The organism is Thermoanaerobacterium sp. CMT5567-10, from assembly GCF_030534315.2.
In the GTDB taxonomy this organism is placed as follows: Bacteria; Bacillota; Thermoanaerobacteria; order Thermoanaerobacterales; family Thermoanaerobacteraceae; genus Thermoanaerobacterium.
Genome location: NZ_CP130558.2, coordinates 2,868,356 through 2,881,298, shown reverse-complemented (window position 1 = coordinate 2,881,298; position 12,943 = coordinate 2,868,356). Strand labels below are relative to the sequence as shown.

Annotated in this window: 14 protein-coding genes; 2 read left to right on the top strand and 12 right to left on the bottom strand. The window is 34.2% G+C overall.

Annotated elements, in window-relative coordinates; translation table 11 throughout:
- Positions 1 to 14 precede the first annotated feature (14 nt).
- A complete protein-coding gene (gene aroB, locus Q2T46_RS14710) occupies positions 15 to 1,085 on the bottom strand; it encodes a 3-dehydroquinate synthase (RefSeq protein WP_303264878.1) in 1,071 nt (356 codons plus the stop codon).
- A 314-nt stretch (positions 1,086 to 1,399) separates the two neighbouring features.
- Between aroB and Q2T46_RS14705 the strand changes: the two genes are divergently transcribed.
- On the top strand, positions 1,400 to 2,644 hold the full coding sequence (locus Q2T46_RS14705; protein WP_303264284.1) for an IS110 family transposase: 1,245 nt from the start codon (positions 1,400 to 1,402) through the stop codon (positions 2,642 to 2,644).
- 269 nt (positions 2,645 to 2,913) lie between these two features.
- Here the strand turns inward: Q2T46_RS14705 and sdaAA are convergent, their stop codons facing one another.
- From sdaAA to Q2T46_RS14660, 9 genes are all read right to left on the bottom strand, one after another.
- The gene (sdaAA, locus tag Q2T46_RS14700; protein ID WP_303264879.1) at positions 2,914 to 3,792 is read right to left on the bottom strand and encodes an L-serine ammonia-lyase, iron-sulfur-dependent, subunit alpha; all 879 of its coding nucleotides are present in this window, start codon (positions 3,790 to 3,792) and stop codon (positions 2,914 to 2,916) included.
- Between the two features lie 10 nt (positions 3,793 to 3,802).
- Entirely contained in the window at positions 3,803 to 4,483 is a 681-nt protein-coding gene (gene sdaAB / locus Q2T46_RS14695) for an L-serine ammonia-lyase, iron-sulfur-dependent subunit beta (RefSeq protein WP_399388650.1), read from the bottom strand.
- Positions 4,484 to 4,488: 5 nt separating this feature from the next.
- Entirely contained in the window at positions 4,489 to 6,288 is a 1,800-nt protein-coding gene (pepF, locus tag Q2T46_RS14690; RefSeq protein ID WP_303264880.1) for an oligoendopeptidase F, read from the bottom strand.
- A 14-nt stretch (positions 6,289 to 6,302) separates the two neighbouring features.
- Complete coding sequence (locus Q2T46_RS14685) at positions 6,303 to 6,530, bottom strand: hypothetical protein (protein ID WP_303264881.1); 228 nt, start codon at positions 6,528 to 6,530, stop codon at positions 6,303 to 6,305.
- Positions 6,527 to 7,156, bottom strand: coding sequence for a cyclase family protein (locus Q2T46_RS14680; RefSeq protein ID WP_303264882.1), 630 nt, complete (start codon positions 7,154 to 7,156; stop codon positions 6,527 to 6,529). The genes Q2T46_RS14685 and Q2T46_RS14680 overlap by 4 nt, the downstream gene beginning before the upstream one ends.
- Positions 7,143 to 8,621, bottom strand: a complete 1,479-nt coding sequence (gene zwf, locus Q2T46_RS14675; protein WP_303264883.1) for a glucose-6-phosphate dehydrogenase — start codon at positions 8,619 to 8,621, stop codon at positions 7,143 to 7,145. The genes Q2T46_RS14680 and zwf overlap by 14 nt, the downstream gene beginning before the upstream one ends.
- Before the next feature lie 304 nt (positions 8,622 to 8,925).
- A complete protein-coding gene (locus Q2T46_RS14670) occupies positions 8,926 to 9,237 on the bottom strand; it encodes a hypothetical protein (protein WP_303264884.1) in 312 nt (103 codons plus the stop codon).
- A gap of 29 nt (positions 9,238 to 9,266) precedes the next feature.
- Complete coding sequence (locus tag Q2T46_RS14665) at positions 9,267 to 9,473, bottom strand: hypothetical protein (RefSeq protein ID WP_303264885.1); 207 nt, start codon at positions 9,471 to 9,473, stop codon at positions 9,267 to 9,269.
- A gap of 103 nt (positions 9,474 to 9,576) precedes the next feature.
- Complete coding sequence (locus tag Q2T46_RS14660) at positions 9,577 to 10,755, bottom strand: FprA family A-type flavoprotein (RefSeq protein WP_303264886.1); 1,179 nt, start codon at positions 10,753 to 10,755, stop codon at positions 9,577 to 9,579.
- Positions 10,756 to 10,887: 132 nt separating this feature from the next.
- Here Q2T46_RS14660 and Q2T46_RS14655 point away from each other — a divergent pair, with 132 nt between their 5' ends.
- Complete coding sequence (locus tag Q2T46_RS14655; RefSeq protein ID WP_303264887.1) at positions 10,888 to 12,240, top strand: hypothetical protein; 1,353 nt, start codon at positions 10,888 to 10,890, stop codon at positions 12,238 to 12,240.
- Between the two features lie 25 nt (positions 12,241 to 12,265).
- Here Q2T46_RS14655 and sspI read toward each other — a convergent pair whose 3' ends face one another.
- Both sspI and Q2T46_RS14645 read right to left on the bottom strand, forming a co-directional pair.
- On the bottom strand, positions 12,266 to 12,466 hold the full coding sequence (gene sspI, locus Q2T46_RS14650; RefSeq protein WP_013298120.1) for a small acid-soluble spore protein SspI: 201 nt from the start codon (positions 12,464 to 12,466) through the stop codon (positions 12,266 to 12,268).
- Between the two features lie 84 nt (positions 12,467 to 12,550).
- Positions 12,551 to 12,823 (bottom strand): pro-sigmaK processing inhibitor BofA family protein, encoded by a 273-nt coding sequence (locus Q2T46_RS14645; protein WP_303264888.1) that lies wholly within the window; start codon positions 12,821 to 12,823, stop codon positions 12,551 to 12,553.
- Between the last annotated feature and the right edge of the window lie 120 nt (positions 12,824 to 12,943).

Sequence of the window (12,943 nt, the reverse complement as noted above, 5' to 3'; positions counted from 1 at the left end):
ATGTAAAAATCCCTTCAATTTAAAACACTCAATATTTCTTCTTCTGACACATCGAAAATATCTGCATTGCCATAACCGACCGGTAATACAAATTTTATTTTACCTTCCCGATTCTTTTTGTCGTGCTTTATGCCTTCTAATATTTCATATTTGTCCAGATTTCCATAATCTACGGGAAGCTCTGATTCAACTAAAAGTGATCTGATTCGAGATAAATAATCTATATCAATGTACTTTCTATTTAGTGCAATTTTTGCAGCGTAATACATTCCAATTGCAACAGCTTCACCGTGTATGTATTTTTTATACTCTGTAAGTGATTCTATAGCGTGTCCTATTGTGTGCCCATAATTCAGTATAGCTCTTATACTGCTTTCTTTTTCATCCTTTGATACAACATCGCTTTTTATTTCACACGACCTTTTAATAAGATGTCTTACCTTCTCATCGTCTAGATCTAATATTTCTTTTATATTGCTTTCAATGAAATTAAATAAAGATGCATCTTTAATTATTCCATATTTGATTATCTCAGATATTCCACCTCTGATTTCCCTTTTATCTAAACTTTTCAATACATCTGTATCTACAAAAACAGCCTTTGGCTGATAAAAAGCACCAGCCATATTTTTCCCTTCTTTTAAATTTACTCCAACTTTACCACCAACGCTGCTGTCCACCTGTGCCAGCAATGTAGTTGGAACTTGTATAAAATCTATTCCTCTCATAAACAATGCTGATACAAGTCCTGCTATATCCCCTACTACTCCACCACCTAATGCTACAATTGCGCTATCTCTCAATAAACCAAATTTAAAACATTCTTCCAATAGGTGTTTTACTGTATCCAAGTTTTTGCTTTCTTCTCCGGCTTTTATAATAGAATGATGTACCATAAAGCCATTATTCAACAAAGAATTTTCAAGCCGAGTAAGATACAACTCAGAAACATTTGAATCAGTTATAATCAATACCCTATTGCTTCTCAAATGTTTTTTTAAATATAGTCCAGTATCTTTTAGAATCCCATTTGATATGTATATGGGATATGAATAATCCTTCAAATCAACATTTACAATTTCCATTTTTATAATCATTCCTTTCGCTTCGCTCAAGGCACAAAACGTAATGAAATGTGCCACTTCGAGCTAATTTTGTTCTATAATTATGTCATAGGGATACCAGTAAACTACAAATCACGGGGAGGTGAGTGGTTTGCTACACTTACGTAGTGACCGCATTTTTATATGTGTAGATTGTCTTTCCAAGCACAAATAAGTGTGCTACTGAGCACGTAACCTTATCTTTGTTTAAACATTCTCGTTTAATGCTAGACAATCAGTCAATGCTGTCTATCCCTTTAATTTTTAGAACCTATCGGTTTAGAAAGGAGTTCCCTATGGCTTTAAAAATCGTGTATAAAATCTGTTGTGGAATTGATGTACACAAAACCTTTGTGGTTGCATGTATTGCTTCCACTAATTCTAATGGAATTACCACCTATAAAAGCCATCGCTTTTCTACCTACACGAAGGGTTTAAGAGAGCTGTTACAATGGCTTTTGGACAATAACTGCAAGGATGTTTGCATGGAATCTACCGGGAAATACTGGATTCCTGTGTTTAATATATTAGAAAGCTCCTGCAACATCATACTTGCACATCCTAAATATGTTAAGGCTATTCGTGGTAAAAAAACTGACAAGAAAGATGCAAAATGGATTGCTGACCTGTTTAAGCATGATCTTGTTGCCGCTAGCTTTATACCTCCCGCTGATATTAGACAACTTCGTGACTTAATGCGCTATCGCTTTAAGCTTATTTGCTTTATGTCTAGCGAAAAGAACAGACTCCAAAATTGTCTCACGGTTTCTAACATACAGTTAGGAAACATTGTTTCAGATACTTTCGGTAAAAGTTCTCAAAAGATAATTGATAAGCTTCTAGAAAATCCTCTTGATACTTCCTTTGATATTGGATCTTTAATTCATGGTTCTATGCTAAAAAAACTCCCTGAGCTGGAACTCGCTGTTGATGGTTATATTACACCTGAACAAGCTGGAAAATTAAAGATCATCAAAGGACATTTTGAAGATTTGGAATCCCGGAAAGCAGAGTTAGAAAAACTAATTCTTGCGCTCGCTGCGCCTTATCAACAAGAACTAGACATAATTCTAACCGCTCCATCGTTTAAAAATATTTTCTCGGCTATTACTGTAATATCTGAAATCGGCGTAAATATGGAGGCTTTTCCTTCAGCGAAACACTTATGCTCATGGGCTGGACTCACTCCAACTAACAATGAGAGTGCAGGCAAGAAAAAATCTGTCCGGGTTTCCAAAGCAGGATGTTACATTAAGCCGCTTCTTGTGCAGTGTGCTAACTCTGTAGTTAAAAGCGAGAAACATCCTGAAATTCGTAACCGCTATTTGCGCATCAAAAAGCGTCGCGGCCACAAGAAAGCAATCATTGCTATTGCAAGAATGCTTCTTACAGCATTATACAACATGTTGAAGAAGAAAGAACCATATAATGCTGAATTATATAAAAAATCTGATGCTTTTCCCGCAAAACGCGAGATTACGGTTGAGCAAGCTATACTATTAGCTCAACTTCAAGGCTATAAAATAAAGCCAGCTATTTAGCATTAACACTTACTTCGATATTTAATTTTTAAAAAGTCATCAAAAGATGGCTTGTTTGCTATGCCATTTTATTCTTATTGCAATTTGTACTTTTAATTTCAACCTTTCATCTCCTTTGGTTTGTATCAATATCATAATATATGCATATATTATAATAGAAAATTAAATAAATTTAAACAGTTTCAACCTCTTTTCGGGGTAATTACCGATTAAAAAATCGGTCTTTATGGAAAAAAGGCTTTACGGTCTTCACCGTAAAGCCATATAAATTAACCTCCTGAAAAATTCATTTTAAATTTTATGCCTGTTGTTGTCTTAGCAAGTCCGCCTTCTGCCGTCTCTTTCAATGCGCAAGGCATCATTTTCCCAACACTATCCATAGCGCTTATCACATCATCAAATGGAATAATACTTTTCATGCCGGATAGTGCTAAATCAGCACATATTAGTGCATTAGCGGTACCAATAGCATTTCGCGTCACACACGGAACTTCAACCAAACCTGCAACAGGATCACATACTAGTCCCAAAAGATTCATAATGGCAAAAGATGCCGCATTAAGAGACTCATCCGGAGAACCACCCATTAATTCAACTAAAGCAGCTGCTGCCATCGCAGATGCCGAACCAACTTCTGCTTGGCATCCTCCTTCTGCGCCTGAAAGCGTAGCATTTTTCGCAATTATTATCCCAACTCCAGATGATGTAAACAGAGATTTTATCAATTCATCATCACTTTTGCCAAATTTCCTTGCTATAGTTATTAACGCCCCAGGAATAACACCGCTGGAACCAGCAGTAGGTGCAGCTACTATTTTGCCCATCGATGCATTTACTTCTGATACTGCAATTGCAGATGCAACAGCCTTTGAAACTGTCTCTCCGCTTATTGTAAAATTATTAATAATCTTATCATAAAGTCTTTTTGCATCGCCGCCGATAAATCCACCTACTGATTTTATATCATCTTTTAAACCTTTTTCAATTGCTTTCCTCATGACATCTAAATTTGATTTCATTTTGTTAATGATTATCTCTCTGTCATCGCCTGTCATCTCATGTTCATAGTTTATCACAACCTCAGATATGGGCATGTTGTATTTTCTTGTAAGTTCAAGCAATTCAAATCCACTATTAAACTGGTACAAGATTTTCACCTCAGTATGTATTTTTTATGCTGTTTATGACAATGGCTCTTTCAATGCCATTTATCCCTTCTATGCTAATACGTACATCTTCTGGTATGACTTGATCAGATTCTATTACCATAATAGCATTATCACCCCTTAATTGTCTATATACTCTCATAAATGCAATATTTATCTTATATTCTGCGAGAACTTTTGTTACCATAGCAATAATTCCCGGCTTATCAACATGCTTTGTAATCAATGTCTCATATTCTCCTGTAAATTCAACATTCATCCCGTTGATTTCCTTTAATACGACATTGCCGCCGCCTATTGATGAACCTAAAATATCAGTTACATCACCAGATTTATCCCTTATAATTATTCTAACTGTATTAGGATGCTGTGCATCTTTATCGCTTTTTATAAATGAGACAGATATATTCTGCTCTTTTGCAAGTTCAAAAGAATGAGACAGTCTGTTGTCATCTGGATCGAGGCCTAAAATACCTGCAACAAGCGCTTTGTCTGTGCCGTGCCCCTTGTAAGTACTTGCAAATGAATCATAAAGTATAAACTGAACATCTTTTATATCATCTCCAGCTATTTGCCTGGCAATCTTCGCTATACGAGCAGCACCTGCCGTATGAGAACTGCTTGGTCCTATCATTATAGGTCCCATAATATCAAATACGCTGTATTCTTTCAAATTCATCACCTGTCTAATAAGCCATCTATTTCATCCAGTATTGATTCAAAAACATCCAAAGCATCTAAGATAGGTTTCTTTGTCGTAAGGTCGACGCCAGCTTTTTTTAGGATATTAAGTGGGTAATCAGAACCACCGCTTTTCAAAAATTCCTTATACCTTTTTACTGCTGCATCGCCTTCATTTAAAATCATCCGCGATAAAGCAATTGCTGCAGAAAATCCAGTTGCGTACTTGTACACATAAAAACTTGTGTAAAAATGTGGTATCCTTTCCCACTCGTAATCAATCTCATCATCTATTACTATGTCATCGCCGTAATAAAATTTATTTAGTTCATGATATTTCTTGCACAATTTTTCAGGTGTCAATGATTCCCCCTTTTCTACTTCTTCATGCGTAAATTTTTCAAATTCTGCAAACATAACTTGCCTGTAGATTGTTCCTTTAAATTGCTCTAAGTAGTGATTTAATAAATAGAGTTTTTCATTCTTATCTTTTGCATTTTTTATCAAATAGTCTATCAAGATCGCTTCATTGCATGTTGAGGCCACTTCCGCAACAAATATCTTATACTGGGAGTTAATGTATTTCTGAGCTTTGTCAGAATAATAAGTATGCAATGAATGTCCCATCTCATGCGCAATAGTGAAAACATCATCCAACTTCCCCTGAAAATTGAGTAGCACGTACGGATGCACACCATATGTCCCCCATGAATATGCTCCAGATGTCTTGCCTCTGTTTTCATAAACGTCTATCCAATAATTGTTAAAACCTTCTTTTAATATATCAATGTACTCATCACCCAATGGCTCCAAACCTTTAAGGACAATATCCTTGGCTTCTTCATAATCGTACTCCTTATCATAATTCTCAACAAGTGGCACATACAGATCGTACATGTGTAGCTCATCAAGATTCAACATTCTTTTTCTAAGAGAAACATATCTGTGAAGTAAATCAATTCTTTCATGAATCGCATCTATCAAATTATTATATACATCAACAGGCACATTGTCATCAAAAAGCGAAGCTTCCAAAGAAGTCTTATAATTTCTCATTTTCGAATAAAAAATATCCTTTTTTACATTTGAATCTGTCGTTGATGCATATGTATTAACGAAACTTTTATATACATCGTACAGTGATTGAAACGCCCTTTTCCTTACGTTTCTGTCACTGCTGCTCATAAACTTTATAAAATTACCATGAGTTAGCTCCACATAATCGCCATCTTCATTTTCTATCGCAGGAAATCTTATATCAGCATTATCCAACATTTTAAATATATTTCCCGGAGCCTGTGCCATAACAGCACTTTCCGCCAAAATCATCTCTTCTCTTTCTGTAAGGGTATGTGGCTTATACCTTAAAAGATCTTCAAGGAAGTGCCGGTAATCCTCAAAGTCCTTATTGTTTTCTATACAGCCTCTAATAATCCCCTCATCCATTGATAAAATCTCAGGCAAAATGAATGAAGCAGCACTGGAGGATTCTATATTGAGCCTCATCGCTTTGTCAGCTAATGCCTGATATTTACCGTTACTGTTATCCTCATCCCTCTTCATTCTTGCGAAAACAAACAGCCTCTCGGTTATCATGCTGAGTTCCTCATTTAACTTAAGCACATCTAAAAGTGATTTTTCGTCTTTTATCTTTCCTCTAAAATTTAACAGCTCGCCTATTAATCTTCTTGCTTTATCAAAATCTTCGTTCCACTCTTTATCGCTTTCATATATATCTTCAAGTCTCCACTTATATCTATCATCTATATCTTTTCTATCTTTCAACTTCTTACCCATGATTAACCTCCAGATTAAAATATTTTCTTAACTTTCAATTTTGTGATCATATTTTTATTGGATAAAGCATTTTTAAAAGCATCTGAAAGATTTTGACCGTTTTCATGGTTTTTTATAAATTCTATCATCGTGTCTTCTCCGTACTTTTCAATCAATAAGCCTAATATTTCGTGTACATCATCTATATCGACTTCAGAATTGCCAATTATGCAATTTCCTACATTGTACATGTTCAGCTTCATTTTTTATCTTCCTCAAGCAACAATGCTCTGGCAGGAGCAGCTTCCGCACCATCTATTTTTAATGGCGCAGCTACCAATGTATATTCGCCCTCATCAACATCTTTTAATCTTAATCCTTCAATTATAGTTATCCCATTTGCTAGCAATGTCTTATGGATCTCATGGTTGGGCTGTGCTCTTTCTATACCAAGCCCATCTGTTCCCACTCCTATTACATTCTTTTCTTTCAGATACTCTGCACCGCTTGAATCGAGATAGACAAAGTTAAAATTAAAACTGTCATCATATGAATTTTTCGTTTTTAATAGAACGAATTCACCACTTTCTATATCTTTATTTTTTAAATCTTCTGCAGTTATCTTATCATCTACGTTGGTAAGATCGAGAACTTTACATTTTGAAACAGCTTTTGTTAAGTCAAAATGGTCAATCGTATCTCCACCTTGTATCATGTGAAGAGGTGCATCAAAATGCGTACCTGTATGCATATCCATGCTTATCCTTGACTCATGAACACTGTCATTGGGAAAATCACTTGTCACAGTTAATTCAGGTCTTTTCTCTGGCTTGTTCTTATAAACCGGCATATCTTTATTAATACTCATTGATATATCATATATTTTCATCGTAAAAACCTCCTATATTCCACCATTTAAAATTATCTTTTAATAATAAATTGTCAGCATCCGTAGGGCCCCAAGTCCCTGGTTTGTAGTTAGGAAAATCTGGTTTTTGATTTCTCCAAACCTCAGCTATCTTGTCGACATACTTCCATGAATATTCAACTTCATCCCATCTAGTAAAAAGTGTTGAATCACCTCTTAGTGCATCGTAAATAAGTCTCTCATATGCCTCAGGTGAATTCATGCCCACTTGACAGTTTTGACAAAAGTCCATCTTTACCGGTATTATCTTATTTAATGTCCCGGGCTTTTTAGCATTAAACTGCAAAAATACTCCTTCTTCTGGCTGTATCTTTATTACTAATAAATTTGGCATAAGCTCTCCATATTCCTTAAAATACAATATGCCAGGTAAAGGCTTGAATTGTATTATTATCTCAGTTGATTTTACTGGAAGCTTTTTGCCTGTTCTAATATAAAACGGAACACCAGCCCATCTAAAGTTATCAACAAACACTTTTAATGCGGCAAACGTCTCCGTATCAGAATCAGGTGATACTCTATCTTCATTTCTATACCCTTCGTATTGTCCTCTCACAGCATTTTTTAAAACAAGCTCTGGAGTCAATTCCTGTAATGATTTTAATACCTTTACTTTTTCATCATGAATTGAATCAGTAGTAAGATCAACAGGCGGCTCCATAGCAGTCAATGTTAAAAGCTGAAGCATGTGGTTTTGTATCATATCTCTTAAAGCACCGGCCTTTTCATAGTAACCGCCTCTATTTTCAATACCGACCGTTTCACTTGACGATATCTGAACATTATCTATGTATTTGTTATTCCAAACTGGTTCAAAAAACACATTGGCAAATCTAATCACCATTATATTTTGGAGCATTTCTTTGCCAAGATAATGGTCTATGCGATATGTATTTTTCTCACTAAATACATCAGTTATCTTCTTATTTAAGTACACTGCAGAATTAAGATCCCTTCCAAACGGCTTCTCTATCATCACCCTTTGCCATGACTTATTATTTTCTACCATCCCATGTTCATTCAGTTTTTCAACAATAAGCTCAAAATACTCCGGAGCAACTGCTAAGTAAAATATTCTATTTCCATCTGTATTATAATTTTCATCAAGCTCATTTAAAAATCCCTTTAATCTCGTATACCCATCGTCATCGTGAAAATCAAACTTTTGATAGTATATCTTGTTTTTCAGGATTTTCCAAAGCTTTTCATCCAGCTTTATTCTCGAATACTTTTTTATTGATTCATAAACTTCGTTTCGATACAAATCATCAGTCTTGTCACGGCGGCCAACTGAGACTATGCAAAAATTCTCAGGAAGGTTCTTTTCATAAAGCAAATTATAAAGAGCAGGCATCAACTTCCTATGTGTTAGATCGCCTGTGCCACCAAATATAACCATTATGCTGGATACGTCCATAACTGCCATAGTACCACCTTCTTTTCATTCCATGTCTTAACTATAAACTACTTCTATACACTATAATAACCCATAAACAAAAATTTTTAAAATATATTTCTCAACAGAAATATGTTTTTTGCAAAACCTTTTTAATAATCACTTTCTATTGATATATCTTTTCTTGATTATTATTATACTACTTTTGCCAAGTGATTCAAATAAAATAAAAAATTCACAATTTACAAAAGTACAGAAGTAAGCTTCATAATAATAGATTCCCCAAAATTTTGTTAAAAAAACAATGTCTAAAAAAGGAGCTTTGATAAGCTCCCTACCTGATATTTAAATAAATTTTCAAATGATTTTTTACTTCTTCAGAAATACTATCATCTGTATCAATGATTATGTTATTTCCATCTACTTTATATTTAAAATCAGAAAATCCTTTGTTCAAAAGATAATCTCTCACTGCATTTAATCCGCCATCTCCCTGCGCAATAAGCACTTTTTCGCCAATTAAATCTCCATTTACATAGACATTCACTGTATCCTGTGATTTTTTCAAAGTCAAATCTCCATCATAAGTTTCAAATGTACTTATAATCCCTGGAGCTATAGTGTTTTGTCCGTTTAAATTAATCATGAAATCACCTCACAGGATATTCTATACATCTATAAATAAAGATATTCCCTAAAAAGTTTATCATTTGATAAACTTTTTACCATCTGCAAAAAATAAATTCTAATTAACGAATATATTGAATAATACATGTTCTCAGGTATACCCTTAACAGCATCTCTCAATGAAACAATGACTTGAAATACTACAATGGCTGCAATCATAAAAAAGTATTCAAAAGCCTTTCTATCCGATTTCAAGTTGACCATTCTTCTTTAATATCTTTTCTGATTTTTATTGTCAAATCGTAAAATTCTCTTTTCAAAGATTATTTCCGAACATTAAATAAGAGCATTACTGCTCTTATTTAATGTTCTTTTCTTTATGCTTTTCAACTATAGTTTCCGCCAATTCATCTAGCAGTTTAAAATCAGCTTCTTTTGGTAAACCCTTTATAAATACTGGCGGTATCACTTCAACTTTTAGATTCGTAATCATGCTGGACAGTTGGTCGATAGCTTTTCCTCCCCAACTGTATGACCCAACAATTGATAAAAATTTAGTTTTTGGCTTTAATGCATTTGCAAGATATGTAGCATAAATCACTTGTGGATGTGCTCCAGTTAAAACCGTCGGCGTCCCTACAACAATCGTTGCAGCATCAACTAAAGACATGGCAAGTTCACCTAAATCTGTAACTGTCAAATCAAACGGTTTTACAACGACACCTTTGTGTGAAAGCACAGCAGTCAAATAATCCACCATAGCTTTTACCGACCCATGCATCGTGACATACGGTATAACGACTATATTCTTCGGATCGTCGTATACCCAGCTGTTGTACGCATCAAATATGAATTGAGGCTTATTGTAAACCGGTCCGTGAGAAGGTGCTATGTAATCTATTTTTAAGCTTTTGATCTTATCAAGATTCTTCTCTATAAAATTCCTAAACGGCATCATTATTTCTGCATAATATCTTTTTGCCGAATTATAGACAAGACATTCATCTTCTGCAAAAAGCTCTGATGTGGCTAAATGTGAACCCAAAAAATCACATGTAAAAATTATATTATCTTCCTCAAGGTATGTAAACATAGTCTCAGGCCAATGTACCCAAGGCGCGTGAATAAACCTAAGGGTTTTGTCTCCAAGTGATATCCTCTCATTGTCCTCAACTGTATTTATCTTGTCTTCAGGAATATGTAAAAGATCCATCAAAAATGTCTTCGCTTTTGGCGTGCATATAACTTCAGCCTCTGGATATTTTTCAAGGACAAATGGAATACTTCCCGAGTGGTCTTGCTCAGAGTGATTTGATACAACATAGTCAATCTTAGGAACATCATTTAACTGCTCCATTAATACATCTAATTTCATTGGATCAACAGTATCTATCAATGCTATCTTTTCACTGCCTTCAACAAGATATGCGTTATAGCTTGTCCCGTCAGGCAGTGGAATAAGTGAATCAAACAATCTTCTTTCAAAATGTACAGCTCCAAGTTTTACTACTCCATCCTTAATCTTCATTGGTTTCATTTTGATTACCTCCTCATTAATTATTATTTTAACACATCTTTAGTAATTTTTCCAAGTAATATGCAAAATATGTAAATAGAAAGTATAAATATATAAAAACTTGCAAAATCTAATTAAAAATGAGGTGTTACAATGGTTGAGATAACTGGCACGCATATTGTATATTTAATTTCAATTTTTGTTATTTTTATATTTATGCTTTTGCGCAAAGATATCATATTTCCGTGCATACTTGGCATTTTAGCTGTAGCAGCGTCACAGACAAAAAATATATTAAAGTCAATAGAAATACTATATACTGCTATATTTGTATCAGGCAAAGAATTATGGCAAGTAATATTAATAATATCTTTGATAATAGCCATGTCCCGTGCTCTTGATGATATCGGAGCTGATGTAGTTATAACAAAGCCATTTTTGCGTTTTCTGAATACGCCAAGTAAATCGTTTTGGATCATTGGTTTACTTATGATGCTTTTATCTTTTTTCTTATGGCCGTCACCTGCTGTAGGATTGATAGGTGCTGTCTTGATTGGCCCTGTATTAAAATCCGGTTTTGATGAACTAAGTTTTGCATCACTGGTAACTATATTTGGTTTCGGGGTCGCTTTATCAGGAGACTTTTTCATACAAGGAGTGCCGTCTGTAACAGCTAAAACGCTGGGTATTTCCACGTCAAAGTTGATTTTAAGCAGTCTACCTGTTTGGTGTGTAACATCATTAGTTACAATAATTATTCTTTACTTTGTAACAATGAAAGAACTTAAAAGCAAAAAAAATAATGATAAAACTGACAACAATGTAGGTAAAAAGAAGATATACAAAGAAAGTTACATCATATCTATCGTCAGTGTTATATTTTTTGCTGTCGATACTTTTTTAATGTACGCTCTAAAAATAAGAGGAAACGCAGCAACAGCCCTAATCGGTGGCTCTGCAGTGATTATACTTTTAGCATCATCGATAGTGCAGAAAGATTTCTTAAATAAGACAGGAGAATATTTGAAAAGCGGTTTTTTGTCTGGCATTAGGACTTTCGCTCCGATCATACTTATAAGTGCATTCTTTTTTCTTGGAGAGTTGACAACTGCCAAGCAAGTAATTGGGCCTAACGCTAAAGGATATCTAATGGACCTTGGATTATATCTTTCAAACCACATTCCTTTAAATAAATACACTGTAGCTTTAATGCAACTTTTAGTCGGAACATTGACGGGATTATCAGGCTCAGGATTTTCAGGACTGCCATTAGTTGGTGCACTATCTAAAACTTTTGCACACACGCTTAATATCAATTCATCATTGCTGGCATCATTGGGTGAAATCACTTGTATATGGGTTGGTGGCGGTACAATAATCCCTTGGAGCGTAGTACCAGTGACAGCAATCATAAAAGTTGACCCCGACTCAATAGTCAGAAGAAATCTACTTCCTGTAATCATCGGATTAATTTGCGGATATATCGTTACTGTTCTGCTATTATAAATAAAGGGTACCTTAAGATACCCTTTTATGATATTCCTCTCATGACATAATCCATCATATTGTTTTTCTCTGCATCGTTCATTTTTTCCCATGCTGCTTCAAATATTATGCCTAGACCGGGAATTGCATTTTCTTCCTTAGTATCTACAGCATCCTGTATAAAGCCTTTTATTTCATCCTTTGAGCGATTTTTTAAATTATCAAGAACTATCCTTCTTATATCCATATTTTATACCTCCATTCATATTTACTATTATTATTCCATATTAAAACAACAATATTAAACATAAAAAAATAAACCCAATAGGGTTCATATGATAATCTTAAATATATACTTTAAAGCAAGTAAAACAACTATACCTGGTATTCCAAAGACACCTGCTATAAAAGCGTTTATAAGATTAATCTGCAATGTCAGACCAAAAATAGAACCAAAAAAATTGAAAATTAAGAGAAATACATAACCTATTATAGAATTTAGTACAAATTTAAATAATATTTTAACTGATTTTCCAAAAAGCCAAACTATAAATGCAATTATTATGATGCCGATTGCAAATGAAGAAAATCCCGGTAAAAGCACAAAATCACCTCACCACATATTTATACACCTATTATATCACATTAAAAAAAGATTAAAACACTAAAAGATATGTTGAATTATAAACAATATTAATATAAAATTAAATAGTGTTTAACATAT

Bases quoted from the DNA above. Each gene is read 5' to 3' on its own strand.
- aroB (WP_303264878.1), bottom strand. From the start codon at position 1,085: ATGGAAATTGTAAATGTTGATTTGAAGGATTATTCATATCCCATATAC.
- Q2T46_RS14705 (WP_303264284.1), top strand. From the start codon at position 1,400: ATGGCTTTAAAAATCGTGTATAAAATCTGTTGTGGAATTGATGTACAC.
- pepF (WP_303264880.1), bottom strand. From the start codon at position 6,288: ATGGGTAAGAAGTTGAAAGATAGAAAAGATATAGATGATAGATATAAG.
- Q2T46_RS14685 (WP_303264881.1), bottom strand. From the start codon at position 6,530: ATGAAGCTGAACATGTACAATGTAGGAAATTGCATAATTGGCAATTCT.
- Q2T46_RS14680 (WP_303264882.1), bottom strand. From the start codon at position 7,156: ATGAAAATATATGATATATCAATGAGTATTAATAAAGATATGCCGGTT.
- zwf (WP_303264883.1), bottom strand. From the start codon at position 8,621: ATGGCAGTTATGGACGTATCCAGCATAATGGTTATATTTGGTGGCACA.
- Q2T46_RS14670 (WP_303264884.1), bottom strand. From the start codon at position 9,237: ATGATTAATTTAAACGGACAAAACACTATAGCTCCAGGGATTATAAGT.
- Q2T46_RS14660 (WP_303264886.1), bottom strand. From the start codon at position 10,755: ATGAAACCAATGAAGATTAAGGATGGAGTAGTAAAACTTGGAGCTGTA.
- Q2T46_RS14655 (WP_303264887.1), top strand. From the start codon at position 10,888: ATGGTTGAGATAACTGGCACGCATATTGTATATTTAATTTCAATTTTT.
- sspI (WP_013298120.1), bottom strand. From the start codon at position 12,466: ATGGATATAAGAAGGATAGTTCTTGATAATTTAAAAAATCGCTCAAAG.